23 protein-coding genes are annotated in these 26,577 nt (G+C 68.3%); 10 read left to right on the top strand and 13 right to left on the bottom strand.

Annotation, left to right across the window (positions count from 1 at the left end; genetic code table 11):
- The first annotated feature begins 2 nt into the window (after positions 1-2).
- The gene (locus N7L95_RS09190) at positions 3-1,178 is read left to right on the top strand and encodes an efflux RND transporter periplasmic adaptor subunit (protein ID WP_301259516.1); all 1,176 of its coding nucleotides are present in this window, start codon (positions 3-5) and stop codon (positions 1,176-1,178) included.
- 32 nt (positions 1,179-1,210) lie between these two features.
- The gene (locus N7L95_RS09185; protein ID WP_301259515.1) at positions 1,211-4,339 is read left to right on the top strand and encodes an efflux RND transporter permease subunit; all 3,129 of its coding nucleotides are present in this window, start codon (positions 1,211-1,213) and stop codon (positions 4,337-4,339) included.
- Between the two features lie 510 nt (positions 4,340-4,849).
- On the opposite strand, the gene N7L95_RS09180 is transcribed toward N7L95_RS09185, so the two are convergent.
- Both N7L95_RS09180 and N7L95_RS09175 read right to left on the bottom strand, forming a co-directional pair.
- Entirely contained in the window at positions 4,850-6,136 is a 1,287-nt protein-coding gene (locus tag N7L95_RS09180) for a CaiB/BaiF CoA transferase family protein (RefSeq protein ID WP_301259514.1), read from the bottom strand.
- A complete protein-coding gene (locus N7L95_RS09175; protein ID WP_301259513.1) occupies positions 6,133-7,314 on the bottom strand; it encodes an acyl-CoA dehydrogenase in 1,182 nt (393 codons plus the stop codon). The genes N7L95_RS09180 and N7L95_RS09175 overlap by 4 nt, the downstream gene beginning before the upstream one ends.
- Before the next feature lie 161 nt (positions 7,315-7,475).
- Here N7L95_RS09175 and N7L95_RS09170 point away from each other — a divergent pair, with 161 nt between their 5' ends.
- Both N7L95_RS09170 and greB read left to right on the top strand, forming a co-directional pair.
- A complete protein-coding gene (locus N7L95_RS09170; RefSeq protein ID WP_301259512.1) occupies positions 7,476-8,381 on the top strand; it encodes a LysR substrate-binding domain-containing protein in 906 nt (301 codons plus the stop codon).
- Between the two features lie 53 nt (positions 8,382-8,434).
- Positions 8,435-8,986, top strand: coding sequence for a transcription elongation factor GreB (greB, locus tag N7L95_RS09165; RefSeq protein WP_301259511.1), 552 nt, complete (start codon positions 8,435-8,437; stop codon positions 8,984-8,986).
- A gap of 105 nt (positions 8,987-9,091) precedes the next feature.
- On the opposite strand, the gene N7L95_RS09160 is transcribed toward greB, so the two are convergent.
- From N7L95_RS09160 to N7L95_RS09145, 4 genes are all read right to left on the bottom strand, one after another.
- On the bottom strand, positions 9,092-11,365 hold the full coding sequence (locus tag N7L95_RS09160) for a RelA/SpoT family protein (RefSeq protein ID WP_301259510.1): 2,274 nt from the start codon (positions 11,363-11,365) through the stop codon (positions 9,092-9,094).
- A gap of 106 nt (positions 11,366-11,471) precedes the next feature.
- Positions 11,472-11,675, bottom strand: a complete 204-nt coding sequence (gene rpoZ / locus N7L95_RS09155; protein ID WP_265406313.1) for a DNA-directed RNA polymerase subunit omega — start codon at positions 11,673-11,675, stop codon at positions 11,472-11,474.
- A 55-nt stretch (positions 11,676-11,730) separates the two neighbouring features.
- Positions 11,731-12,351: a guanylate kinase gene (gmk, locus tag N7L95_RS09150; RefSeq protein ID WP_301260106.1), complete on the bottom strand. Its 621-nt coding sequence runs from the start codon at positions 12,349-12,351 to the stop codon at positions 11,731-11,733.
- A 17-nt stretch (positions 12,352-12,368) separates the two neighbouring features.
- Positions 12,369-13,298 (bottom strand): YicC/YloC family endoribonuclease, encoded by a 930-nt coding sequence (locus N7L95_RS09145; RefSeq protein WP_301259509.1) that lies wholly within the window; start codon positions 13,296-13,298, stop codon positions 12,369-12,371.
- Between the two features lie 28 nt (positions 13,299-13,326).
- Here N7L95_RS09145 and N7L95_RS09140 point away from each other — a divergent pair, with 28 nt between their 5' ends.
- The 6 genes from N7L95_RS09140 (at position 13,327) to N7L95_RS09115 (ending at position 18,467) form a co-directional block, all read left to right on the top strand.
- Complete coding sequence (locus N7L95_RS09140) at positions 13,327-14,295, top strand: serine/threonine protein kinase (RefSeq protein ID WP_047196271.1); 969 nt, start codon at positions 13,327-13,329, stop codon at positions 14,293-14,295.
- A gap of 32 nt (positions 14,296-14,327) precedes the next feature.
- Entirely contained in the window at positions 14,328-15,242 is a 915-nt protein-coding gene (locus N7L95_RS09135) for a PP2C family protein-serine/threonine phosphatase (RefSeq protein ID WP_301259508.1), read from the top strand.
- A 90-nt stretch (positions 15,243-15,332) separates the two neighbouring features.
- Complete coding sequence (gene rph / locus N7L95_RS09130; RefSeq protein ID WP_301259507.1) at positions 15,333-16,067, top strand: ribonuclease PH; 735 nt, start codon at positions 15,333-15,335, stop codon at positions 16,065-16,067.
- Complete coding sequence (gene rdgB, locus N7L95_RS09125; protein WP_301259506.1) at positions 16,064-16,678, top strand: RdgB/HAM1 family non-canonical purine NTP pyrophosphatase; 615 nt, start codon at positions 16,064-16,066, stop codon at positions 16,676-16,678. The genes rph and rdgB overlap by 4 nt, the downstream gene beginning before the upstream one ends.
- A complete protein-coding gene (gene hemW, locus N7L95_RS09120; protein ID WP_301259505.1) occupies positions 16,665-17,864 on the top strand; it encodes a radical SAM family heme chaperone HemW in 1,200 nt (399 codons plus the stop codon). Before rdgB ends, hemW begins: the two co-directional genes overlap by 14 nt.
- Positions 17,865-18,017: 153 nt before the next feature.
- Positions 18,018-18,467: a response regulator gene (locus N7L95_RS09115; RefSeq protein ID WP_301259504.1), complete on the top strand. Its 450-nt coding sequence runs from the start codon at positions 18,018-18,020 to the stop codon at positions 18,465-18,467.
- A 39-nt stretch (positions 18,468-18,506) separates the two neighbouring features.
- Here the strand turns inward: N7L95_RS09115 and N7L95_RS09110 are convergent, their stop codons facing one another.
- The 7 genes from N7L95_RS09110 to N7L95_RS09080 form a co-directional block, all read right to left on the bottom strand.
- Positions 18,507-19,589, bottom strand: coding sequence for a protein-glutamate methylesterase/protein-glutamine glutaminase (locus N7L95_RS09110; RefSeq protein ID WP_301259503.1), 1,083 nt, complete (start codon positions 19,587-19,589; stop codon positions 18,507-18,509).
- A gap of 13 nt (positions 19,590-19,602) precedes the next feature.
- Positions 19,603-20,280: a chemoreceptor glutamine deamidase CheD gene (gene cheD / locus N7L95_RS09105; protein ID WP_301259502.1), complete on the bottom strand. Its 678-nt coding sequence runs from the start codon at positions 20,278-20,280 to the stop codon at positions 19,603-19,605.
- 74 nt (positions 20,281-20,354) lie between these two features.
- A complete protein-coding gene (locus N7L95_RS09100; RefSeq protein ID WP_301259501.1) occupies positions 20,355-21,200 on the bottom strand; it encodes a CheR family methyltransferase in 846 nt (281 codons plus the stop codon).
- Between the two features lie 240 nt (positions 21,201-21,440).
- Positions 21,441-22,187 carry a hypothetical protein gene (locus N7L95_RS09095; protein WP_301259500.1) on the bottom strand — a complete coding sequence of 249 codons (747 nt, stop codon included), beginning with the start codon at positions 22,185-22,187 and terminating at the stop codon, positions 21,441-21,443.
- Positions 22,188-22,607: 420 nt separating this feature from the next.
- Entirely contained in the window at positions 22,608-24,395 is a 1,788-nt protein-coding gene (locus N7L95_RS09090; RefSeq protein ID WP_435870094.1) for a methyl-accepting chemotaxis protein, read from the bottom strand.
- A gap of 65 nt (positions 24,396-24,460) precedes the next feature.
- Positions 24,461-26,041 (bottom strand): methyl-accepting chemotaxis protein, encoded by a 1,581-nt coding sequence (locus N7L95_RS09085; RefSeq protein WP_301259498.1) that lies wholly within the window; start codon positions 26,039-26,041, stop codon positions 24,461-24,463.
- A gap of 12 nt (positions 26,042-26,053) precedes the next feature.
- The gene (locus N7L95_RS09080; RefSeq protein ID WP_301259497.1) at positions 26,054-26,530 is read right to left on the bottom strand and encodes a chemotaxis protein CheW; all 477 of its coding nucleotides are present in this window, start codon (positions 26,528-26,530) and stop codon (positions 26,054-26,056) included.
- Positions 26,531-26,577: the final 47 nt, after the last annotated feature.

Below are 26,577 nucleotides of genomic sequence, written 5' to 3'. Positions count from 1 at the left end.
CGATGAAGCTCAACAAGCAGATCCTGAAGCCCGCCCTGATCGTGGGCGCCCTCGTGCTCGGCGCCGCCGTCTGGCTGATCGCCTCGCAGCGCGAACCCGCCGAGGCCGCCACCGCCGCCAAGCCGAGTGCGGCCGCCGCGTCGGCCGCCCAAGGCAAGGCGGCCCTCACCGTCACCACCACCACGCCGCGCTCGGCCGCCTGGGCGCAGACCCTGGCCGCCAACGGCAACGTGGCGCCCTGGGAAGAGGCGGCCGTCGGCCCCGAAACTGGCGGCCTGCGGCTCGTCGAGGTCAACGTGAACGTTGGCGACAAGGTCAAGCGCGGCCAGGTGCTGGCGCGCCTGTCCAGCGACACCGTGGAGGCCACGCTGGCCCAGACGCGGGCGGCCCTGGCCGAGGCCGACGCGAACCTGGCCGAGGCACAGGCGAATGCCGAACGCGCCCGCCAGCTGCAGACCACCGGTGCCATCAGCGCCCAGCAGATCAACCAGTACCTGACCGCCGAGCAGACCGCCCGGGCGCGGGTGCAGGCCCAGCGTGCCGCCCTCAAGTCGGAGGAGCTGCGGCTCAGCCAGACCCGCATCCTGGCGCCTGACGACGGCGTGATCTCCAAGCGCGAAGCGGCGGTCGGCTCCATCGCCCAGCCCGGCCAGGAGTTGTTCCGGCTGATCCGCCGCGGCCGGCTGGAATGGCGGGCCGAAGTCACCGACGCCGAACTGGCCCGGCTGGCCCCCGGCTTGCCGGCCGCCTTGCTGATGCCCGATGGCAGCCGGCTGGAGGGCAAGGTCCGGATGGTGGCGCCCACCATCGATCCACAGAGCCGCAATGCGATCGTCTATGTCGACCTGCCGCCCGATCCGCGGGTGCGCGCCGGCATGTTCGCCCGCGGAGAATTCGAACTGGGCCACTCCACGGCCATGAGCCTGCCGCAGTCGGCCGTGTTGCTGCGCGACGGCTTCCAGTACGTGCTGCAGGTCGGCCCGGATTCGCGCGTGGTACAGACCAAGGTGGCGACCGGCCGCCGGCAGGGCGACCGCATCGAGGTGCTGGGCGGCCTGCCGGCCCAGGCGCGGGTGGTGGCCACCGGCGGCGGCTTCCTGTCTGACGGAGACCTGGTCAAGGTGGTGCCCGAAGGCACCGCGCTGGCGGCCTCCTCCGCGTCCTCGCCGGCACGCTGAGCAGCGGCGCCAGCCCCGAAAGGAAACAGCTCATGGCCAGCTTCAACGTTTCTTCCTGGTCGATCCGCAACCCCATCCCGTCCATCCTGCTGTTCGTCCTGCTGACCGTGGTCGGCCTGATGTCCTTCAGCGCGATGAAGATCCAGAACTTCCCCGACATCGACCTTGCGACGGTGACGGTGGCGGCCGAGCTGCCCGGGGCCAGCCCGGCGCAGATGGAAACCGAGGTGGCGCGCAAGATCGAGAACTCGGTGGCTGCGCTGCAGGGCGTCAAGCACATCTACACGAAGGTGCAGGACAGCCTGACCACGGTCACTGTCGAATTTCGCCTGGAGAAGTCGACCCAGGAAGCGCTCGACGATGTGCGCGACGCGGTGGCCCGCATCCGTGCCGACCTGCCGCGCGACCTGCGCGATCCGTCCATCACCAAGATGGACCTCTCGGGCCTGCCCATCCTGACCTACACCGTGTCGTCCAAGCGCATGGACGACGAGGCGCTGTCATGGTTCGTCGACAACCAGGTGTCCAAGGCCATGCTCGCCGTGAAGGGCGTCGGCGCGGTCGGCCGGGTGGGCGGCGTCACGCGCCAGGTGTGGGTCGAGCTCGATCCTGCGCGGCTGCAGGCGCTCAACGCCACCGCGGCCGACGTCTCCCGCCAGCTGCACGACATCCAGCAGGAAGCCTCCGGCGGCCGCGCCGACGTGGGCGGCGCGGAGCAATCGGTGCGCACGATCGCCACCGTGCGCACGGCCGAAGAGCTGGGCCGCATGGAGATCGCCCTGAGCGACGGCCGCCGGATCCGCTTGGACCAGGTGGCGCGGGTCGAGGACACGGTGGCCGAACAGCGCTCGGCGGCCCTGCTCAACGGGCAGCCGGTGGTGGGCTTCGAAATCACCCGCAGCCGGGGCGCCGGCGAGGTCGACGTGGCCGACGGCGTGAAGCAGGCGCTCGAGAAGCTGAAGGCCGACCATCCCGACGTGACGATCACCGAGGCCTTCAACTTCGTCGACCCGGTGGTGGAGAACTACGACGGCTCGATGAAGCTGCTCTATGAGGGCGCGGCGCTGGCGGTGGTGGTGGTGTGGCTGTTCCTGCGCAATGGGCGCGCCACCTTCGTGGCCGCCACCGCGCTGCCCCTGTCGATCATCCCGACCTTCCTCGGCATGCACCTGCTGGGCTTCACCGTCAACGTCATCACGCTGCTGAGCCTGTCGTTGGTGGTGGGGATCCTGGTGGATGACGCCATCGTCGAGATCGAGAACATCATGCGCCACCTGCGCATGGGCAAGACGCCGTACCAGGCGGCGATGGAAGCGGCGGACGAGATCGGCCTGGCCGTGATCGCCACCACCTTCACGCTGATCGCGGTGTTCCTGCCCACCGCCTTCATGAGCGGGGTGCCGGGGCGGTTCTTCGTGCAGTTCGGCTGGACCGCGGCGATCTCTGTGTTCGCTTCACTGGTGGTCGCGCGGATGCTCACGCCGATGATGGCGGCCTACCTGCTCAAGACCGACCACCATGAAGAGCGCGACGGCCGCGTGATGCGGCTCTACATGCGCTGGGCCGCGTGGTGCCTGAGGCACCGGGTGCTGACCACCCTGGCGGCGGCCTTCTTTTTCTTCGGCTCACTGGCCCTGGTGCCGCTGCTGCCCACCGGCTTCATTCCGCCCGACGACCTGGCCCAGACCCAGGTGACGCTGACGCTGCCGCCGGGCAGCACCTTCAAGCAGACCCTCGCCGCGGCCGAGCAGGCTCGCCAGCTGGTGCAGGGCAATCCGCATGTGAAGATGGTCTACACCGCGGTGGGTGGCGGCAGCGCCGGCGACGATCCCTTTGCGCAGGGTGGCGGGGCCGACCCCCGCAAGGCCACGCTCACCATCAACCTCAGCCACCGCGACGACCGGCCCGACCTGAGCAAGCAGGCCATCGAAGCGCAGCTGCGGCAGGCGCTGCAGGTGGTGCCTGGTGCACGGGTGAAGGTGGGCCTGGGTGGTTCCAATGAAAAGTACGTGCTGGTGCTGGCCGGTGAGGATGGCGATGCGCTGGCCGCGCATGCACGGACGGTGGAGCGCGAGCTGCGCACCATCCCCGGCATCGGCAACGTCACGTCCACCTCGAGCCTGGTGCGCCCGGAGCTCATCGTGCGGCCCGACTTCGCCAAGGCGGCCGACCTCGGCGTGACCTCCGCCGCCATTGCCGACACCTTGCGGGTGGCGACCTCCGGCGACTATGACCAGAGCCTGGCCAAGCTCAACCTGTCGCAGCGGCAGATCCCGGTGGTCGTCAAGCTGCAGTCCGACGCCCGCCAGGACCTGGAACTGCTGTCGCGACTGGCCGTGCCGGGCGCCCACGGGCCAGTGATGCTGGGCAACGTGGCCAGCCTGGCCATCGAGAGCGGCCCGGCCGAGATCGACCGCTATGACCGGCTGCGCAACATCAACTTCGAGATCGAGCTGAACGAGCAGCCGCTGGGCGAGGTGGAGAAAGCCGCGCTGGCACTGCCCAGCCTGCGCAACCTGCCGCCGGGCGTCATCCAGACCTCGGTGGGCGATGCCGAGGCGATGGCCGAGCTGTTCAACAGCTTCATGCTGGCCATGGGCGCCGGTGTGCTCTGCATCTACATCGTGCTGGTGTTGCTGTTCAAGGACTTCGTGCAGCCGGTCACCATCCTGGCTGCGCTGGTGCTGTCGGTCCCGGGCGCCTTCCTGGCGCTGTTCCTGACGCAGACGGCGGTGTCGATGCCGTCGATGATCGGCTTGATCATGCTGATGGGCATCGCGACGAAAAACTCCATCCTGCTGGTGGAGTACGCCATCGTCGCCCGGCGCGACCGCGGCATGACCCGGGCCGAGGCCCTGCTCGACGCCTGCCACAAGCGCGCCCGCCCCATCGTGATGACCACCGTGGCGATGGGCGCCGGCATGCTGCCGATTGCGCTGGGCATCGGGGTCGACCCGAGCTTCCGCGCACCGATGGCGGTGGTGGTGATCGGTGGCCTCATCACCTCGACCTTCCTGAGCCTGCTGGTGATCCCGGTCTTCTTCACCTATGTCGACGACGCGGTGCTGTGGATCAAGCGCCACCTGCTGCGCCAGCACCACGGCCCGGAGCGCTCGAGCACCGGCCGGCGCCAGCGCAGCATCGACGCCGCTCGGGTGTAGGAGGATTCCGACAGGCGACTGCCGATTGGCTGACAGGGCCCGCCCAGCACCTGCATTAACCTACAGGTGCATCGCGTCGAGTTGGTGCGAGTGATCTGAAAAGCAGCCACAGCGGGTGGCTGGCCGGTGGTTGAAGTTCGTTCGAGGTGCCGCTCTTTCGTCGATCTTTCGGCCCTCTGATCCAGAGAACGAGCAGACACCGGTCCGTGAAACCCTCGCTTGCCGCGCCTTTCGGGCTCGCCGCATGGACTTGGATGGTTTCCGCTGGCCGTTGCAGGGTCCCGCGATCGAGACGAGCAGATGCAGCGCTCTCGTCCATCGCCACCCAAGGCACACCACGGAGCCGCGGCCGTACGAAACGGCACCGCCGGCGCGATGTCTGTCCACCGCCCCCGCAGCCTTCGAGGCTGCGGGGGCTTTTCTTTGTGCTCTGCGCCGGCGGCTGACGGCGGGCCGACGCCGCCGCGCTGCCGTCGGATGCCAGGAATGCGCCCGCTGCCTCGCGTGCCCCTAGATCACGCCTTGTTCGCGCAGCGCTGCAATGCGGGCGGGGTCATAGCCCAGCACTTCCTGCAGCACCTGGTCGGTGTGCTCGCCCAATATCGGCGGGGCATGGCGCATCTGCGGCGGCGTATCTGACAGGCGCAGCGGGCTGGCGACGGTGCCAACCGTGCCGAAGCGGGGATGTGGCAGGTCCACGCGCAGACCGCGCGCCTGCACCTGCGCATCCGCAAAGGCTTCGCCGATGTCGTTGATGGGGCCGCAGGGCACCGCGCGATCTTCCAGCAAGGCCACCCACTCGGCGGTGCTGCGGGTGCGGGTGATCTCGGCCACCATGGCCACCAGCTCCTCGCGGTGCGCGACTCGCTGGGTGTTGGTGGCGAAGCGGGCATCGGCGGCCCACTGCGGCACGCCGGCGGCGGCGCAGAAGCGGGCGAACTGGCCGTCGTTGCCCACCGCCAGCAGCATGTTGCCATCGCGGGTGGGAAAGTCCTGGTAGGGCACGATGCTCGGGTGGCTGTTGCCCTGGCGCTGCGGCACGCTGCCGGTGTTGAGCCAGGCGGCTGCCTGGTTGGCCAGCATCGCCATGCCGACGTCCATCAGCGCCATGTCGATGTGCTGGCCCTGGCCGCTGTGGTGGCGCGCCTCCACCGCGGCCAGGATGGCCGTGCAGGCATAGACGCCGGTGAACAGGTCGGTCACTGCCACGCCGACCCGCATGGGGCCGCCGCCGGGCGCTTCATCGGGCCGGCCGGTGATGCTCATCAGTCCGCAGGCGGCCTGCACCAGCAGGTCGTAGCCGGCGCGCTGCGCATAGGGTCCGGTCTGGCCGAAGCCGGTGATGGAGCAATAGATCAACCGCGGGTTCAGGGCCTTCAAGGTCGGGTAGTCGAGGCCGTAGCGGGCCAGGCCGCCGACTTTGAAGTTCTCGATCAGCACGTCGCTGCGCAAGGCCAGCTCGCGCACCACCGCCTGGCCCTCGGCGTGTGCCAGGTCGACCGTGAGCGATCGCTTGTTGCGATTGGCGCAGCTGTAGTAGGTGGCCTGCTCGGTGGGCTGGCCCTGGCTGTCGTGCAGGAAGGGGGGGCCCCAGTGGCGCGTGTCGTCCCCCTCGCCGGGGCGCTCGACCTTGATGACCTCGGCGCCAAGGTCGGCGAGGATCTGGCCGCACCAGGGGCCGGCCAGCACCCGGGAGAGGTCGAGCACGCGCAGGTGCCCCAGGGCGCCCCGGGCGCCTGCGGCGGCCTGCGGCGCGTCGCCCGTCGCCGGGCCGGCCGCGGCGGGCTGGGCGCTCATGCGCTGAAGGCCTGGATGCCGGTCTGGGCACGCCCCAGGATCAATGCGTGAACGTCGTGGGTGCCTTCATAGGTGTTGACCACTTCCAGGTTCACCACATGGCGGATCACGCCGTACTCGTCGCTGATGCCGTTGCCGCCGTGCATGTCGCGCGCCATGCGGGCGATGTCCAGGGCCTTGCCACAGGAATTGCGCTTCATGATGGAGGTGATCTCCGGCGCCGCGGTGCCTTCGTCCTTCATGCGACCCAGGCGCAGGCAGCCCTGCAGGCCCAAGGCGATCTCGGTCTGCATGTCGGCCAGCTTCTTCTGCACCAGCTGGTTGGCTGCCAGCGGGCGGCCGAACTGCTTGCGGTCCAGCGTGTACTGGCGGGCGGCATGCCAGCAGAACTCGGCGGCGCCCAGTGCACCCCAGGCAATGCCGTAGCGGGCACTGTTCAGGCAGGTGAAGGGGCCCTTCAGGCCTTCGACGCCGGGCAGCTCGTTCTCGGCCGGCACGAAGACCTCGTCCATGACGATTTCACCGGTGATGGAGGTGCGCAGGCCCACCTTGCCATGGATGGCCGGCGCGCTCAGGCCCTGCATGCCCTTGTCGAGGATGAAGCCGCGGATGCGGCCGGCGTCGTTCTTGGCCCAGACCACGAACACGTCAGCGATCGGGCTGTTGGTGATCCACATCTTGCTGCCGCTCAGGCGGAAGCCGCCGGGCACGCTGCGCGCGCGGGCTTCCATGCTGCCCGGGTCGGAGCCGTGGTTGGGCTCGGTCAGGCCAAAGCAGCCGATCCATTCGCCACTGGCCAGCCGGGGCAGGTACTTGCGCTTCTGCGCCTCGGAGCCGAAGGCGTGGATGGGCACCATCACCAGCGAGGACTGCACGCTCATCATCGATCGGAAGCCCGAGTCGACCCGTTCCACCTCGCGGGCGATCAGGCCGTAGCTGACGTAGTTGAGGCCGGCGCCGCCGTACTCGGCCGGGAGGGTCGGGCCCAGCAGGCCCAGCTCGCCCATCTCGCGGAAGATGGCCGGATCGGTCTTCTCGTGGCGGAAGCTGTCCTGCACCCGGGGCATCAGCCGGTCCTGGCAATAGGCGCGGGCGGCATCGCGCACCATGCGTTCGTCATCGCTGAGTTGCTGATCAAGCAGCAGCGGGTCGTCCCACTGGAAGCTGGCTGTGGCCATGAAGGTCTCCTGGTGAATCGGGCTTGCCGCCATGGTAGGGCGGGGCGGCCCCTCCGGCAAACGAGGATTCGGCAGCGGCCTGTGCAAGAATGGAATTCCGAACTGGTGAAGCAAGCGGTTCCCAGCGGCAATGTATGGGTTCGACTTGAAGCTTCTGCACAATGAAACGCAAGATCCCGAACACCCAGGCGCTGGTGTGCTTCGAGGCCGCGGCCCGGCATGAGAGCTTCACCAAGGCGGCCCAGGAGCTGGCACTGACGCAGAGCGCGGTGTGCCGGCAGATTGCGTCGCTGGAGGATTTCCTCGGCGTGCCGCTGTTCCGGCGCACCCGCCGGGGTGTCCTGCTCACCGAGGCCGGTGCGACCTACAGCCGGCGCATCGGCCAGCGGCTGGATGCGGTGGAGCGCGACACCCTGGCGCTGATGGCGCACCCCGGCCTGGCTGGCAGCCTGGACCTGGCGGTGGTACCGACCTTCGCCACCCGCTGGCTGCTGCCCCGGCTGCCACGGCTGGCGGCGCAGGTGCCCGACCTGGTGCTGAACCTGGAGACCCGCACCCGGCCCTTCCTGTTCGCCGAGAGCGAGTTCGACGGTGCCTTGTACGCCGGCACGCCGGAGCAGGTCGCCAACTGGCCGGGCACCGAGGCGGTGGCGCTGTTGCGCGAAGACCTGGTGCCAGTGTGCAGCCCGGCGTTGATCGCGCCACAGCACCGGCTGCAGCCGGCGGAGGTGGCACGCTACCCGCTGCTGCAGCAAAGCACCCGGCCGGACGCCTGGCGGCGCTGGTTCGCCGCGCAGGGGGTACAGCACCCACGCGATGCGGCGGGGCCGCGTTATGAACTGTTCTCGATGCTGGCGGCCGCCGCCGCGCAGGGCATGGGGCTGGCGTTGATGCCCACGCTGCTGATCGAGGCCGAACTCGCACGGGGCGAGCTGGTGGTGGCTTGCGACCGGCCGCATCGGGGCGAGCGCTCCTATTACTTCGTGACCCCCGAGCGCAAGGCCGGTGACCCGCTGCTGGCACGGCTGCGCGAATGGATCGTTGCCGAGGCGGCCGGCTCGGCATAATGGTTTTTGCCTGCCGGCGCTGGCGCCGGACGGCTGTTCCAGGACCGCACAAGATGAGCAAGGCATTCACCAAAGAGACCGAGGCCGACGATGATGACGACCTCGAACTGCCCGCCCTGCCGGGCGGCGGCAAGAACTACATCACCCCCGAAGGCTACCGCCGCCTGCGGGAAGAATTGATGGTACTGATCGATGTCGAGCGACCCAAGGTGGTCGAGGTGGTGTCCTGGGCCGCCAAGAACGGCGATCGTTCGGAAAACGGCGACTACCTCTACGGCAAGAAGCGCCTGCGCGAGATCGACCGCCGCATCCGCTTTCTCACCAAGCGCCTCGACATTGCCGAGGTGGCCGACCCCTCCCTGCATTTCGGCAACGACCAGGTGTTTTTCGGCGCCACCGTGACCTATGCCAACAGCAAGGGGGAAGAGCGCACGATCACCATCAAGGGCATCGACGAGGCCGACAACCTGGCCGGCGAAGTGAGCTGGATCTCGCCGATTGCCCGGGCGCTGCTGAAGGCGCGCGAAGGCGACGAGGTGCAGCTGATGACACCCGGCGGGGTCGAGAAACTGGAAGTGCTGGAAGTGAGGTATCCGGCGCCCTAGCCGGCGTGGCGGTTCGGCGGCCGCCGCCGTGTGGCTGCCGCTGCCGGCCTGCCGGGCGCCCGTCCGGTGGGGCCTCGCGGGGCGCCACAACGAGAAGTTCGGCGCCTACTGCGGCTTCACCCGCGCCGCCCGCAACACCAGCGGCGAGCGCTTCAGGGTGCGCAGCACATGCGCCAGGTGCACCCGGTCGCGCACCGCCAGCAGCAGCTTCAGGTCGATGGCGGTCTGGCCCGGGTCGTGGCCCATGTCGATGTGGGTGATGTCGGCCTCGGCCTCACTGACGGCCTGAGCCACCTTGGCCAGCACCCCCTTGCCGTTCTGCACCAGCACCGCCACTGCGCTGTCGAACATGCGCTGCGGCTCCTCCGACCACTCCACCGCGATCCAGCGCTCGCTGTCGCGCTGGAACAGCCGCTTGCCCACCTGACACTCGCTGGTGTGCACCACCAGGCCTTCGCCGCGGCCCAGGTAGCCGACGATGGAGTCGCCGGGAATGGGGCGGCAGCAAGTGGCCATCTGCACCGTCGCGCCTTCGCTGCCGTCCAGCGTCACCATGGACTGCGTCGGCATGTTGTCGTCGGTGAGGTAGCGGCTCATCGACAGCGTCAGCGCGTCGGGCCGGGCGCCGGCCTCGGCCATCAGCTTGGCGAGGCGCTTGGCGACGATGGTCGCGATCTTCTTGCCCAGGCCGATGTCGATCAGCAGCTCGCGGCGGCCGCGGTTGCCGCTCCAGCGCACCAGCCCCTGCCACAGCGCGCTGTCGTGGCCGTCACCGTTGCTCTCGTCGCCGCCAGGCAGGTGCAGGCCTTCGGCGCGCATCGCCTGGGCCAGCAGCTTCTCGCCCAGCTCGATCGACTCTTCCTGCCGCATGTTCTTCAGGTAGTGCCGGATCTTCGAGCGGGCGCGGCCGGTACGCACGAAATTCAGCCAGGCCGGATTCGGCCGCGAGACCGGCGCGGTGATGACCTCCACCACATCGCCGCTGCGCAGCTCGGTGCGCAGGGCCACCTGCTCGCCGTTGACCTTGGCGGCCACCGTGTGGTCGCCCACGTCGGAGTGGATGGCATAGGCGAAGTCGACCGGCGTCGCGCCTCGCGGCAGCGCCAGGATCTTCGACTTCGGGGTGAAGACGTAGACTGCGTCCGGGAACAGGTCGACCTTGACGTGCTCGAGGAACTCGGCGGCATCGCGCGTCTCGTCCTGGATGTCGATCAGCGACTGCAGCGAGACGGTGCCCACGCGCTGTGCCTCGGTGACGCTGCCGCTGTCGCTCGCCTTGTACAGCCAGTGCGCGGCAATGCCCTTCTCGGCGACCAGGTGCATCGCGTCGGTGCGCAGCTGGAACTCCACCGCCGTGCCCAGCGGGCTCACCAACGTGGTGTGCAGCGACTGGTAGCCGTTGGCCTTGGGAATGGCGATGTAGTCCTTGAAGCGGCCCGGCATCGGCTTGTAGAGCTGGTGCAGCACGCCCAGCGCCAGGTAGCACTGCGGCAGCGTGGACACCACGATGCGGAAGCCGAAGATGTCGTTCACCTGGGCGAAGCTCAGGTGCTTTTCCCGCATCTTGTTGTAGATCGAGTAGAGCGTCTTCTCGCGGCCGAAGATCTGCACCTCGAGCTTCGCTTCGCCGAAGGCGCGCTCGACGTCGCTGCGGATGCGCTCGACGATGTCGCGCCGGTGCCCGCGGGCCTTCTGCACTGCCTTGGTCAGGGCCGAGAAGCGCCACGGCAGCAGGTACTGGAACGACAGTTCCTGCAGCTCGCGGTAGATCTGGTTCAGCCCCAGCCGGTGCGCGATCGGCGCGTAGATGTCCAGCGTCTCGCGGGCAATGCGGCCGCGCTTGTTGGCCGGCATGGCCTGCATCGTCCGCATGTTGTGCAGGCGGTCGGCCAGCTTGATCAGCACCACGCGCACGTCGCGCGCCATGGCCAGCAGCATCTTGCGGAAGGACTCGGCCTGCGACTCCTCGCGCGTGGAGAACTGCAGCTTGTCGAGCTTGGTGAGGCCGTCGACCAACTCGGCCGTCGGCGCGCCGAATTTCTCGATCAGCTCCACCTTGGTGGCGCCGCTGTCCTCCATCACGTCATGCATCAGCGCCGCCATGATGGCCTGGGCGTCCAGCTTCCACTCGGCGCAGAGGCCCGCGACGGCGATCGGGTGGGTGATGTAGGGTTCGCCGCTGGCGCGGAACTGGCCCAGGTGGGCCTCGTCGGCATAGCGGTAGGCCTCGCGCACCCGCTTGATGTCGGAGGCCTCGAGGTAGTCGAGCCGGTGGGTGAGGGCCGCGAAGGACGCCGCGGCGGCGTCGATGTGTGCACCATGCTCGGCAGGATCCGGCTTGGTGTGAGTGCTGGCTTTCGAAGCGGCGTGGGCGACCATAAGTCGAATGTAGCGCGGATTGCAAGCCCTCAAACGCACAGCGCCCGAACAATGTCGGGCGCAGCGGTGCCGGGTCAGTGCCTGGCGGTGGGGCGGTGCAGCCAGCTCAGAGCGGCACCTTGCGCAGCATCTCGATGCCGACTTCGCCGGCCGCGATCTCGCGCAGGGCGGTCACGCCCGGCTTGTTCTTGGCTTCCACCTTGGGCGCGTGGCCCTGGCTCAGCATGCGGGCACGGTAGGTGGCCGCGAGCACCAACTGGAAGCGGTTGGGGATCTTCTGCAGGCAGTCTTCGACGGTGATGCGGGCCATGGAAACACTCCGAAAGCCACAAAACGTGGCAGGCAAATGGGGCCGACCGGGAGGGTCAGGCGAGTTCAAGGGCGTCAAAAACCGATTTCTTGCTTCGACGCTGCGCCGCGTACTTGAGCCGCTGCGCATGGACGATCGCCTTCAAGTCGAAAAGCGCCGTCTCAAAAAGAGCGTTGATTATAACGAAGTCGAAATGCTTCGCCTGTGCAACTTCCACGCGGGCATTCGCCATGCGGGTCTCGATCACCTCGTCGCCGTCCTCGCCGCGGCGCCGCAGGCGCTGCAGCAGTTCCTCGAAGCTGGGCGGCAGGATGAAGATCAGCACCGCATGCGGGAACAGCTTCTTGATCTGCAGCGCACCCTGCCAGTCGATTTCCAGGATCACGTCCTCGCCGCCCGCCATGCGGGCCTCGCAGGCCGCCCGCGAGGTGCCGTAGAGGTTGCCATGCACTTCGGCCCATTCGAAGAAGTCGCCGCGCTCGACCATGGTGCGAAAACGCTCCTGGTCGACGAACCAGTATTCCCGCCCGTCCTGCTCCTGGCCGCGCGGCGCGCGGGTGGTGTGCGACACCGACACCACCAGGTGCGAATCGAGCTCCAGCAGCGCCTTCACCAGGCTGGACTTGCCGGCGCCGCTGGGCGCCGCCACCACAAACAGATTGCCCGGATATTCCATGCTCACCTCGCCCCGCGTCATTCGATGTTCTGAACCTGCTCGCGCATCTGCTCGATCAGCACCTTCATCTCGACCGAGATCTGGGTGAGTTCGAGTGCCGAGGCCTTGGAGCCCAGCGTGTTCGCCTCGCGGTGCAGTTCCTGGATCAGGAAGTCCAGCCGCTTGCCGAGCTCGCCGCCGCTCTTCAGCAGCCGGGTGATCTCGTCCAGGTGGGCGTTCAGGCGCGACAGCTCCTCGGCCACGTCGATGCGGATGGCATAGGCGGCCGCCTCGCTCAGTGCGCGCTCGCGCAGCGTCTCGGCGCTCATGCTTTGCGCCGCGCCGGCCGCCTCCAGTGCCTGCTGCCAGCGTTCGAGGAAGCGCTGCTGCTGCTTCTCGACCACCTGGGGCACCAGTGGCGCGGCCTGGGTGGCCAGCTCGCGCAGCTTGACGATGCGCTCCATAAGGATGCCCACCAGCCGCTCGCCTTCACGGGCGCGGGCCTCGATGAGACCGGCGATGCACTGCCGGGTCGCCGCCAGCGCCGGCTCGTCGAGCTTCTCGGCCGGTGCGCTGCCGCGGCACCACTGCAGCACCTCGTGCACCGACAGCGGGGCGGCCTTGGCCAGCCAGCCCTGCACGGTGGCCTCGATGCCGGCCAGCCGGTTCAACTGGTCGGGCTGCGGTTGGGGCAGCCCGCTGTCGGCATCGCGCTGGGTGTTCAGCCGCAATTCGATCTTGCCGCGCCGGAAGCTGGCCGTGAGCAGCTCCCGCAGGGCCGGCTCGATGGCGCGCAAGTCGTCCGGCATGCGGAAGGCCAGGTCCAGGAAACGGCTGTTGACCGAGCGCAATTCCACCGTCACGGTGGCCGCACCATGGCCGTCCGTCACCTGGGTGGATGGCTCGCTTGGGGAAACCAGGGTCTGGGAGGCGGCGCTCGCATACCCGGTCATGCTGTAAACTGCCATGACACTTATCGCATTGCAAAATCCGATTATGTCAAAGCCCAAGCCATCACCGCTGCCACCCGGCACCGTGGTCGGTGGTTATCAGATCATCAAGAAGCTGGCAGCGGGTGGCTTTGGCGTTGTCTATCTGGCTGAAGACCAGGACAAGCGCCTGGTCGCCCTCAAGGAATACCTGCCGTCGTCCCTCGCCGAGCGTTCGCCCGGCGAGTTGGCGCCGCGCGTGAAGCCTGAGAAGCAGCCGCTCTACCGCCTTGGCCTCAAGAGTTTCTTCGAGGAAGGGCGTTCGCTCGCGCAGATTTCTCACCCGAGCGTCGTCTCGGTGCTGAATTTCTTCCGCGAGAACGAAACCGTCTACATGGTGATGAACTACCTGCAGGGCGACACCCTGCAGGACTTCATCGTCACGGCCCGCGAGCTCAAGCGCGACAAGGTGTTCCGCGAGTCCACCATCCGCTCGCTGTTCGACGAAATCCTGCGTGGCCTGCGCATCGTCCACCAGCACAAGATGCTGCACCTGGACATCAAGCCGGCCAACATCTTCATCACCAACGACAACAAGGCGGTGCTGCTGGACTTCGGCGCGGCGCGCGAAGTGCTGAGCAAGGAAGGCAACTTCATCCGCCCGATGTACACGCCCGGCTTCGCCGCGCCCGAGATGTACCGGCGCGACGGCACGCTCGGACCGTGGACCGACATCTATGCCATCGGCGCCTGCATCTATGCCTGCATGCAGGGCTATCCGCCGAACGACGCACCGCAGCGCATCGAGAAGGACCGCCTGACGCTGTCCCTCTCGCGGCTGCGCAACATCTATTCCGACAACCTCATCGAGGTGACGGAATGGTGCATGGCGCTGGACCCGCTGTCCCGCCCGCAGAGCGTGTTCGCGCTGCAGAAGGAACTGGCACGCGAGACCGAGCGCCGCTACACCAAGCTGAGCTTCAGCGAGCGACTCAAGCTGCAGCTTGAGAACCTCAAGGGCGGCAAGCAGGCCTGAAGCAGTATCACCAGCCAAGAGGCCACGCCAACATGAGGTTCTCGGTTTACCAGGTCAGCCGCAAGGGCGGACGCGAGAAGAACGAAGACCGGATGGGGTATTGCTATACCCGCGATTCCGGCCTGTTCGCATTGGCCGACGGCATGGGCGGCCATCCGGAAGGCGAGGTCGCCTCCCAGGTCGCCCTGCAGACGATGGCCGCGCTGTTCCAGCGCGACGCCAAGCCCATGCTGCGCGACCCGGTGCGCTTCCTGCATGACGCCATCATCGCCGGCCACCACCAGCTGCTGCGCTATGCCACCGAAAAGGCGCTGCTCGACACGCCGCGCACCACCGTGGTGGCCTGCGTGCTGCAGAACGGCGCGGCCTATTGGGCGCATTGCGGCGACTCGCGCCTGTATTTCGTGCGCGGCGACAAGCTGATCGCCCGCACCCGCGACCACTCCTATTCCGAGCTGCAGGAAACGCTGAATGGCGTCGTGCCGCTCGGCGAGAAGTTCAACCGCAACGTGCTCTTCACCTGCCTGGGCAGCCCTGGCAAGCCGGTGGTGGACACCATCGGGCCGATGCTGATGCAGTCGGGCGACCGCGTGCTGCTGTGCTCGGACGGCCTGTGGGGCAGCGTCTCCGACCAGACCATCACCGACCAGTTGGCCACCCGCCCGATCTCGGACGCGGTGCCGGAGCTGGTGGAGCAGGCGCTGCGCCGCGCCGGCAGCAAGAGCGACAACGTCACGGTGCTGGCGGTCGAATGGGAGTCTTCCGAAGACTACGATTCGACCAAGGCGATCTCCACCCAGACGCTGGGCGAGGAGGTGTTCGCATCGACAATCCAGGCCAGCGTGCTCGGCCAGGAGCCCGACGAGCTCGACGAAGCCGAGATCGAGCGTTCGATCCGCGAGATCAACGAAGCGATCAAGCGCTCCTCGCAGCAGAAGAAAACCTGAGGGTGGCTTGCTGAGCAGCCGACGCCGCGGCCTGCCACCGCGGCGCGCAGCCGTTCCCTTCCTGCCTGCCTCTTTCCAGGACGACCATCGATGAGTGCCTTCGAACGCAGCCATGGCCGCGCACCCAATGCCTTGCGGCCGGTGCGCATCACGCGGGGCTACACCAAACATGCCGAGGGCTCGGTGCTGATCGAGTTCGGCGACACCCGGGTGCTGTGCACCGCCTCGGTGGAGGAGCGGGTCCCGCCGCACAAGAAGGGCAGCGGTGAAGGCTGGGTCACCGCCGAGTACGGCATGCTGCCGCGCGCCACCCACAGCCGCAGCGACCGCGAGGCCGCCCGCGGCAAGCAGACCGGCCGCACGCAGGAAATCCAGCGATTGATCGGGCGTTCGCTGCGCACGGTGTTCGACCTGGCGGCGCTCGGCGAGCGCACGCTGCAGCTCGACTGCGACGTGATCCAGGCCGACGGTGGTACCCGCACGGCAGCCATCACCGGCGCATGGGTGGCGGCGCACGACGCCGTCAGCCTGCTGCTCGCGCGAGGCCTGCTGGCCCGCTCGCCGCTGAAGGATGCGGTGGCCGCCATCTCGGTCGGCATCGTGGCCGGCGTGCCGCTGCTGGACCTCGACTACAGCGAGGACTCGGCCTGCGGCACCGACATGAATGTCGTCATGACCGGCTCGGGCGGTTTCGTCGAGATCCAGGGCACGGCCGAGGGTGCGCCCTTCAGCCGGGCCGAGATGGACGCCCTGCTGGCGCTGGCCGGCCACGGCATCGGCGAGTTGCTGGCGGCACAGCGCGCAGCGCTGGGGGAGCGGGCATGACACGCCGATTGGTGCTGGCTTCCAACAATGCCAAGAAGCTGCTGGAACTGCAGGCGCTGTTTGCACCGCTCGGCCTGGAACTGGTGACCCAGGGATCGCTCGGCATTCCCGAGGCCGAGGAGCCCTATCCCACCTTCGTCGAGAACGCGCTGACCAAGGCCCGCCATGCCGCCCGTGCCAGCGGTGGCGCGGCCATCGCCGACGACTCGGGCCTGTGCGTCGACAGCCTCGGCGGAGCGCCGGGCGTCTTGTCGGCCCGCTATGCCACGCTGTTCGGCGGCCGCCGCGATGATGCCGAGAACAACGCGGCGCTGCTGCGCCAGCTGGGCGACCGCACCGACCGCCGTGCGCGCTTCGTCTGCGTGCTGGCAGCGGTGCGGGGCGCGGATGATCCCGAGCCACTGATCGCCATGGGCCGCTGGGAAGGCAGCGTGCTGGCCGAGCCGCGCGGCGAGGCCGGCTTCGGCTACGACCCGCTGATGTTCATTGCCTCGCTGGGCAAGAGCGTGGCCGAGCTGGGCGCCGAGGAAAAGAACCGGCTCAGCCACCGCGCGCTGGCGGCGCGGCAGATGCTGCAGCTGATGCAGGAGGTGTGGTTTGGCCGCGAGTGAGGAACTGCAGGCCCGCTACCTGCGCCCCGGCACGCTGCAGCTGGGCGCCTTGCCGCCGCTGTCGCTCTATGTGCACCTGCCGTGGTGCCTGAAGAAGTGCCCGTATTGCGACTTCAATTCGCATGAATGGCGCGACGGCGGCACGCCCCCCGAAGCGCGCTACCTCGACGCCCTGCGGGCCGACCTGGAAGCGGCGCTGCCCGCCATCTGGGGCCGGCGGGTGCACAGCATCTTCATCGGCGGCGGCACGCCCAGCCTGTTTTCGCCCGACGCGATCGACCGCCTGCTGGCCGATGTGCGGGCCCGCCTGCCACTGGAAGCGGGCTGCGAGATCACGCTGGAGGCCAATCCGGGCACCTTCGAGCGTGACCGTTTCCGTGGTTTCCGCCAGGCCGGCGTGACCCGGCTGTCGATCGGCGTGCAGAGCTTCGACGACACCAAGCTCAAGGCGCTGGGGCGGGTGCACGACCGGCGCCAGGCGCTGGCCGCGGTGGAAGAAGCGCAGCACAGCTTCGACACCTTCAACCTCGACCTGATGTACGCGCTGCCTGGCCAGGGCCTGGCCGAATGCGAGGCCGACCTGCGGCAGGCACTGGCCTTCCAGCCACCGCACTTGTCGCTGTACCACCTGACGCTGGAGCCCAACACCTACTTCGCCAAGTTTCCGCCGGTGGTGCCTGACGAGGACACTGCCTCGGAGATGCTGGACCTGCTCACCCGCGTCACCGGCGAGGCGGGCCTGCGACGCTACGAGGTTTCGGCCTACGCACGGCCCGGCCATGCGTGCGAGCACAACCTCAACTATTGGCGCTTCGGTGACTATCTCGGCATCGGCGCGGGAGCGCACAGCAAGCTGAGCTTCCCTCATCGCGTGGTGCGCCAGGTGCGCTGGCGGGAGCCGGCGCGCTACATGGAGCAGGCGCTGGCAGGCCAGGCCGTGACGCAGGATGAGGAGGTGGCTCGCAAGGAGCTGCCTTTCGAATTCATGTTGAATGCTCTGCGTCTGCGGGACGGCTTCGAGCTGGCGCATTTCAGCGAGCGCACCGGCCTGCCGCTGACCGTCATCCAGTCCGGCCTCGACGAAGCCGAGCGCCGCGGCCTCATCGAGCGCGACTGGCAGCGGGTGAAGCCGACCGAACGCGGCTTCGATTTCCTGAGCGACCTGCAGGCGCTGTTCCTCAGCTGAAGCGCGCCGCGTCCCCCGCTGTCGATAGGCGATTGGCTGAAGCGCCGCTAGGGCTTCTCCGCATGGCACCACCCTCGCGCCGTGCAGGTCGCACGAGGCCGGGTCGCAGGGGGTTTTCAGTCGCCGGCCGCCGTGGCACGATAGCCCGGCGGCGTGCTGTACTCGCCGTATTTCAGGAGTCTGATCGTGTCTGCCGCCTCTGTGTCGCCACCCGGTTTGCAAGAGCCGCAAGCCGGTCGCGAGCCTTTACGAGTGCTGGTTGCGGAGGACGATCGGGTGCAGCAGATCCTGCTGTGCACACATCTGGAGGCCTGCGGTTGCCAGGTCGACGTGGCCGAAGACGGCCACGACGCGCTGGAAATCTGGCAGATCCACCGCCACCGGCTCGTCATCACCGATTGCCGCATGCCTCGCATGGACGGCTACCAGTTCGCCAAGGCCCTGAGGGCCGATCCCCACGGCGCCCATGTGCGCCTGATCGGCACCAGCGCCGACACCGAGGACGCGCCGCTGGCGCTGGCCGCCGGCATGGAAAAGCTGCTGCAAAAGCCGGTTTCCGCGGCGCAGGTGGCTGCCCTGTGCGCCGCGATGCGGGAGCCGTGAGCGCCACGGTCCGGCCCGCCGGGCGGCGGCCCCGCCGTTTCAGACGCGGTTGAGGCTGAGGCCCAGCGTGCTGCGCAGCCGCTCGATCAGTTGCGGCGCAATTTGCGTGAGCGGCAGCACTTCCTGCACCGCACCGGCCAGGATCGCCTCGCGCGGCATGCCGAAGACGACGCAGCTGGCTTCGTCCTGGGCGTAGTTGTAGGCGCCGGCGTCACGCATTTCCTTCATCGCCTTGGCACCGTCGGCGCCCATGCCGGTCAGCATGATGCCGATGGCGTTCGGGCCCACCACCCGGGCGGCAGACTTGAACAGGACTTCCACCGAAGGCTTGTGCCGGTTCACCGGCTCGCCGTCCAGCACGCGGGCGATGTAGTTGGCGCCGCTGCGCTCCACGCTGAGGTGGTGGCCGCCGGGGGCGATGTAGGCGTGACCGGGCAGCACGCGCTCGGCGTCCTGCGCTTCCTTCACCGCGATCTTGCACAGGCCGTCCAGGCGGGTGGCATAGCTGCGGGTGAAGCCGGGCGGCATGTGCTGGGTGATCACCACCGCAGGCGCGTCGGCTGGCAGGTTCATCAGCACTTCGCGGGTCGCTTCGGTGCCGCCGGTGGAGGCGCCGATGAAGATGATCTTCTCGGTCGACAGGCGGCCCAGGTTGTGCACCGCGGGCGCCGCACGCGCCTCGCCGGCGCCACCGGCCGGGGCGGCCTGCAGCTTGCGCACCTGCGCCTTGGTGGCGATGCGGATCTTGTCGGTGATCTCCTGCGCCAGCTGCTGCAGGCCGTTGGAGATGCCGATCTTGGGCTTGGCGACGAAGTCCACCGCGCCCAGCTCCAGCGCGCGCAATGTCACGTCGGCGCCGCGCTCGGTCAGCGTCGAGACCATCACCACCGGCATCGGGCGCAGGCGCATCAGCTTGGAGAGGAAGTCGATGCCGTCCATGCGCGGCATCTCCACATCCAGCGTGATGACGTCCGGATTGAGGTTGCGAATCATCTCGCGGGCGACGTAGGGGTCGCTGGCCGCGCCGATGCACTCCATGTCGGGCTGGCGGTTGATGATCTCGGTAAGCAGGCTGCGGACCAGGGCCGAATCATCGACCACCAGGGCACGGATCTTGGGCATGAGGGCGATCCTTTCAGAACAGGTCGATCGAGCCGGCGCCGCTGGACGGCGGCACGATGCGCTGGCTGGCCACGCGGTCCTGGGCCACCAGTGCGTCCGGGTTGGTCGGCGCCAGGCGCTTGACCATCGCCTTGCCGCTATGGGGGAAGAAGCAGACCTTGCGCGGGTAGATCTCCAGCACGTCCTTGGAGATTACCGGGATGTGCTCGGTCTTCAGGTAGTTCATCACGAACTCGGTGTTGCGCTGGCCGACGTTGAGCGTGTTCATGCCGCTGATCACCTGGCCGCCGCCGAAGACCTTCGCTTCGAGGCTGGTGCGCATGGCGCCGCGCTTCATCAGTTCGTTGATCAAGAGCTCCATCGCATACGAGCCGTAGCGGCCGCAGTCCTGGGCGCCACCGCCGTCGGGCAGCATGAAGTGGTTCATGCCGCCGATGCGGGCGTTGCGGTCCCACAGGCAGGCGGCGATGCAGGAGCCCAGCGTCGTCAGGATGACCAGGTCCTGGTCATGCACAAAGTACTCGCCCGGCAGCACCTTGACCGCGTCGGTCTTGAAGTGCGCGTCGTAGAAGAAGAACGAGGCCTCGCCGGGCTTGCGGGACTGGGCCTTGAGCTTCTCCAGGCGGGTGGTGGACGGGGCGCCGGCGTTGCCGCTGAAGGCGGGGGATCTCGTGGGTGAGCTGTCGGCCATGATGTCTTTTCGTCAGGTGCGCGGCATCACTTGAAGGTGGGGCAGGCGTGGTGAGGGAGGGAACGTGCCATCTCTCACACTCGCTGGTAGACCGTCTTGCCGCGCAGCTGGAACAGGTCTCGGGAATCGGTGAAGTTCTCGGAGTGGCCGACGAACAACAGCCCTTGGGGTTTCATCACGCCGTGGATGCGTTCGAGCACACGACGCTGGGTCTCGGCATCGAAATAGATCATCACGTTGCGGCAGAAGACGATGTCGAAGGCGTCGCCCAGCGACCAGCTGCTGTTCATCAGGTTGAAGCTGCGGAAGTCGATCATCGCGGCCAGCTCCGGCTTGATGCGGATGGAGCCGGCATTGCGTCCGGTGCCACGCAGGAAGTGGCGCTTGAGCAGCTCCGGTGACAGGCCCCGCGAGTCGTCGGCATACACGCCGCGGCTGGCAGTGGCGAGCACCTTGGTGTCGATGTCGCTGGCCAGGATGCGCACCGGCGCGCGCGGCCCCAGCGTGTCGGCCACCGTCATCGCGAGCGAATAGGGTTCTTCGCCGGTGGAGGCGGCGTTGCACCAGATGCGCAGGGGCTTGCTGCTGCCGTGCTTGCGCAGCTCCTCGGCCAGCAGGTGGAAGTGGTGGTCTTCCCGGAAGAAGGCCGTCAGGTTGGTGGTCAGGCAGTTGACGAACTCCTGCCATTCAGCCTCGCCCTGTGCACCGTTGGCACGCTCCAGCCACTGCAGGTAGTCGGCGAAGGAGCGGTGGCCGGTGTCGCGCAGCCGCCTGGACAGGCGGCTGTAGACCATGGCCTGCTTGCCGGCATGCAGGCTGATGCCGGCACGCTGGTAGATCAGCTGGCGCACTCGCTCGAAGTCGGCCTTGTCGAAGCTGAACTCGGCGTTGCGGTCGCCCACCACGGGCGGGGCGGGCATCTGCGATGCAAGGGGAGAAAGCAGAACGGCGCTCATGGATCGCTCGCGGTGAAGGATGCCGACAAACCGGACAGTCGCAGCATGCGGCTCATGCTGCTTCTGGCTTATCGGCATCCTTGACCGCGGCTTGAGCGGGAAGTCGCCCGATCCGTCACTGCCGCGGGCCCTGCATGACCACAAGTTGCCCACGGGCGGGCGCCGGTACCGGAGGGCAGGCCGCTGGCCAGGCCTGGGTGGCCTTCAGCGCGGCCGCGGGCTGCGGTCGAGCAGGTGCCAGTTCAGCTGAAAGGAATAGGTCTCGGAGTTCGGCGCGCCGATGGTGCGGCCGGCGCTCAGCTTCATGCCCAGCCGGCCGGGCACCAGCCACCAGTTGGTGCCGAGGGACTGCACCGTGCGAGCGCGGTCGCTGGTCTGCATTTCGCCGGACAGTGACAACTGCTCGTCCAGGGCCCACAGCACCGCTGCATTCAGCAGCGTGGTGGTCTTGCCGCTGGCGCCCTGGTAGCGCGGGCCGAGGTTGAAGCGCAGGCTCAGGTCGGCCGGCAGGGCCAGCGTGGCGAGGCCCAGCAGGGTGGTGTTGTCGAGCTGGAACCGGCTCATGCCCATCGGCTGCTGGGAATAGGCCGAGACCTTCAGGCCCCAGCGCGCCGCGCCATAGCGCCAGGCGCGGTCGGAGAACTTGGCGGCCGCGCCCAGGCCCCAGGCACCGTCCTTGGCGCGCTGCAAGGCGGCGAGGTTGCCGCCCAGCTTGACCGGCTCCACCAGGCTGCAGGCCGGGGCCGACAGCAGTGCATTGGCGCCGCTGGCATGCTGGTACCAGCCGTCGACCTGGCAGCCGCCGGTGGCGACGCGGCCCGGATCGTCGGTGACCAGTGCAGGAGAGCTGGCCGCCAGGGTCGTGGCAGGGGCCAGGCAGGCGGCCACGGCCAGCATGGCAAAGATCGCCCGTTGGCCGCCGGGCAAGCGGTGGGGGGACTCCCTGTCCATCTGAAACGCTCCTGTGGGCGATGTGCCGCCGGTGCGGCCCGGCCTGTTGCGGCCGGGGCCCGCCACCTCGTGACACGGGCAGGCGACGCTGCTGGCGGGAATTATGGGCAGCATCCAAGACCCTGCAATCCCCAATGCGAAGGGGACCGGGCATACCTCACACCCGGGGCCTGTGCGGCAGCCCGGCAGGCAGCGTCGGCACGATGGATTGTGCTGCCGGTGGTGCGGTCGCCAAGCCGCGATCAGCACCGCTTCCCGGGGCCAGTTCGGGGCCGGGCGCTCCCGGCCGAACGCCGCCGGGCGGCGGCGGGACCGCGGAAGAAGCGACGGCGCGGCAGGCCGGGCCCATGGCAAAGCGCCTGGCTGGGCCAGGCGCATGCGCTTGTTGCCACGGTGCCGCGCCCGGCGCGGCCGGCCGGTTCAGAAGGTTTCCCAATCGGCCTCGGCATCGCTGGCCGAGGCGACAGCCACCGCTGCGGGAGTCGCCACGGACGCCGTCGCGGCGGTGTGGGTCGGCATGGGCGGCGTGGTGCGCGGCTCGAAGCCTGCCTTCGCCACCTTCGGTGCCTTCGCTGCTGGCGCCAGCGGCCGGTGTGCGGCCGCCTGGGGCGCGGCCACCGGTGCGGCGACCGCCGCCGAGGCCGCTTCTTCTTGCGCCGCCAGGCGGAAGGCGCTCACCACGCCGGAGAGCTTGTGGGCCTGGTCCTTCAGCGATTCGGCGGCGGCTGCAGATTCTTCCACCAGGGCCGCGTTCTGCTGTGTCATCTGGTCGAGCTGGTTGACGGCGGTGTTGACCTGCCCGATGCCCAGGCTCTGCTCGGCCGCCGCGGCCGTCACCTCGCCGATGATGTCGCTGACGCGCTGTACCGAGGCGACGATCTCGCTCATCGTCGTGCCGGCGGTCTGCACCAGGCGGGCGCCGCTGTCGACCTTCTCGGTGCTGGCCGTGATGAGCCCCTTGATTTCCTTGGCCGCCTGTGCCGAGCGTTGGGCCAGGGTGCGCACCTCGCCCGCCACCACCGCAAAGCCGCGGCCCTGCTCGCCAGCGCGGGCAGCCTCGACGGCCGCGTTCAGCGCCAGGATGTTGGTCTGGAACGCAATGGCATCGATGACACCGGTGATGTCGGCGATCTTCCTCGACGCCGCGCTGATGTCGTCCATCGTCACCACCACCTCGCTCACCACCTGCCCGCCGCGCGAGGCGACGCCCGAGGCCGAAGCGGCCAGCTGGTTCGCCTGGCGGGCCGACTCGGCCGATTGCCGGACGGTGGCGGTGAGCTGCTCCATCGAAGAGGCGGTCTGCTGCAGGTTGGAGGCGGCCGCTTCGGTGCGGGCGCTCAGGTCCTGGTTGCCAGTGGCGATCTCGGTGGAGGCGGTGGTGATGTGGTCGCTGGCGCTGCGCACCTCCCCCACCAGGGCCCGCAACGATTCCTGCATGCGGCCCATCGAGCGCACCAGCTCGCCGATCTCGTCGCGCTGTTCGGTGTGCACTTCCTGCGACAGGTCGCCGCGGGCGATGCGCGCGGCAAGCTCGCCGGCCTGCACCAGTGAGCGCGTGATGCCGCGCACGGTGAAGAAGGTGAGCGGAATGAGCACCAGCAGCGCCGCCGCGATGGCGCCGGCAAGGATGGTCAGCAGCAGGCCGGTGCGGCTGTCCAGCCGCTCGCGGGCCACCCGCATCTGCTCGCGCAGCGCGGTGGCCAGCTGGGTCATCTGGGCGTCGGCGGCGGCCACGTGCTCCTTGGCCTGGTCGGCATAGGCGCCTGCTGCCGCACCGTCGATCTGGGCCCGCTCCAGCTGCTCGGCAATGGGGGCGATGGCCTGTTCGTACTTCAGCAGCGCGTCGGCCGCCTGCGTGGCCTGGGCCGATTCCGGCTGCCCCTTGAGGCCCTCGGCCATCACGCCGAGCGCCTTGCGCGCTTCGTCCAGGGTGGCTTTCCAGGTCTGGCGCAGGGTGCCCACTTCAACCGTGTTGTTGAAGCTGATGATCATCTCTTTCTCGATGCGCCTGGCCCGCTCCAGCGTGGCCCGCAGCTCCTCGGCCTGGGCCATGGAGCGGACCTGCCCCTCCAGCAGGGCCTCCAGCGTCGAGCGGGTGCTGCCCAGCGCCAGGTACCCGGTGGCGCCAATGGCGGTGAGCACCACCAGCGCGAAGATCGTGCTGAAGTAGAGCCGAGTGCGAATCGAGGCGTGTGCCAAGCTTTTTATTGTCATTTCCCCTGCTCCTGCAGTTGTTTACAAATTGGCACACATATGAGCAAACTATGCGCCAGCTAGATCCGGGCGGTGCTGGCTTCCAGCTTGAAGGCCCGCACCACTTCGGAGAGACGGCCGGCCTGCTCCTTGAGGCTTTCTGCGGCTGCGGCGGATTGCTCCACCAGCGCGGCGTTCTGCTGTGTCATCTCGTCGAGGTGCGAGACCGCCTGGTTCACCTGACCGATGCCGTCGTTCTGTTCGCCGGCAGCGGCCGTGATCTCGGCAATGATGTCGGTCACGCGCTGCACCGATCCGACGATTTCGTGCATCGTGCTGCCCGCCGTCTGCACCAACTTGGAGCCGGATTCGACCTTCTCGACGCTGGCGCCGATCAGGCTCTTGATCTCCTTGGCGGCTTGCGCCGAGCGCTGCGCCAGGCTGCGCACCTCGCCGGCCACCACCGCGAAGCCGCGGCCTTGTTCACCGGCGCGGGCGGCTTCCACCGCGGCGTTGAGCGCGAGGATGTTGGTCTGGAAGGCGATGCCGTCGATCACGCCGATGATGTCGGCGATCCGCTTGGACGAGGTGTTGATCTCGTCCATCGTCGCCACCACCTCGGACACCACGCTGCCGCCCTTGGCCGCCACTTCACTGGCCGAGGCGGCCATCTGGTTGGCCTGGCGGGCGGCATCGGCTGACTGCTTCACGGTGCCGGTGAGCTGCACCATCGAGGCCGCGGTGTGCTGCAGGTTCGACGCGGTCTGCTCGGTGCGTGCGCTCAGGTCCTGGTTGCCGCTGGCGATCTCGCTGGAGGCGGTGCTGATGTTCTCGCTCGACAGGTGCACTTTCTGGACGATGGCCCTCAGGGCCGACTGCATCTGCACCAGCGCCTCCAGCAGGTGGGACGCTTCGTCCCGGCCTTCCAGCTGCACCGCGCGGGTCAGGTCGCCGCCCGCAATGGCATGCGCCAGCGCCTGGGCCTGCCCGATGGGCTTGCAGATGCTGTGCATGTTGAGCAGGGTCAGTGGCACCACCACGATGGTGGCGAAGGCCACCGCGACGCCGAACAGCACGATGGTGCCCTGCATCGCATCGCGGTTGCCTTGCTGGGCGGCCTGGCCCTGGCGGTGCACCGCGGTCTCGAGCATCGCGAGCTGCTTCTCGGCGTTGTCGTAGGCCGCATAGGCGGCGCCGGCGATCTTGTTCACCGTGGTGGCCGAGTCATAGGCGGTGGCTTCGAGCTGCGACGCGATGTTGCCGAAACGCTGCTGGTAGTCCTGCAGGTGCTGCTCCAGCGCGCGCGCGGCCGCGGCTTCCTCGCCTTCGGCCGACTGCAGCTTCTTCTGCACCTGCGACAGCGCGTCGGCCAGGCTTTTTCCCCATGCTCCCTTGGCGGTGCGCACCGCCTCCGGGTTCTCATAGTTGATGATCATGTCCTTCTCGTGCCGGCGCACCATGCCCATCGACTCGCGCAGCGAGCTGATGGACTGGCCCTTGAGCACGGCGGTCTGGATGAACTCGTTGCTCAAGGCCTGCAGCCGGTACATGCCCAGCAGGCCCGCGCCGCCGACCATGGCCAGCAGCACCAGCACCACCGCGATGGCGCCGATCATCCGGGTCCGGATGGTGAACAGGCGCATGAGAGTCATGAGTTGCATGGGGTGCCTCGCTCAGTCGGTCAGGCCCATGGCGGGGTCGGTCATCAGCTGCTCGATGTCCAGCAGGATCAGCATGCGCTCGCCGACCTGGGCCAGCCCGGTGATGCAGCCTGCGTCCACGGCCGATCCGATCTCCGGCGCGGCACGCACGTTGTCGGGCGCGATCTCCAGCACGTCGCTCACGCCGTCCACCACCGCGCCGACCACCCGGTTGGCCACGTGCAGCACGATCACCACGGTGAAGGCGCTGTACTCGCAGTTGGCGGTGTTCAGCCGCAGCCGCAGGTCGACGATGGGGACGATGACGCCGCGCAGGTTCACCACGCCCTTGACGTGGGACGGCGCATTGGCAATGCGCGTCGGCGGCTCGTAGGAGCGGATCTCCTGGACCTTGAGGATGTCGATGCCGTACTCTTCCTGGCCCAGCCGGAAGGTGAGGTACTCGCGAGGCCGGGTGGCCGTTTCGGTGAAGCCTTCGATAGCGCCCATGATGCGTGGATACGGAGGTGGTTCGTCGTTGGAGGGAATGCGTCGCG

This window comes from Eleftheria terrae, from assembly GCF_030419005.1.
GTDB lineage: Bacteria > Pseudomonadota > Gammaproteobacteria > Burkholderiales > Burkholderiaceae_C > Caldimonas > Caldimonas terrae.
This window is presented reverse-complemented; position numbering and strand designations above follow the sequence as displayed.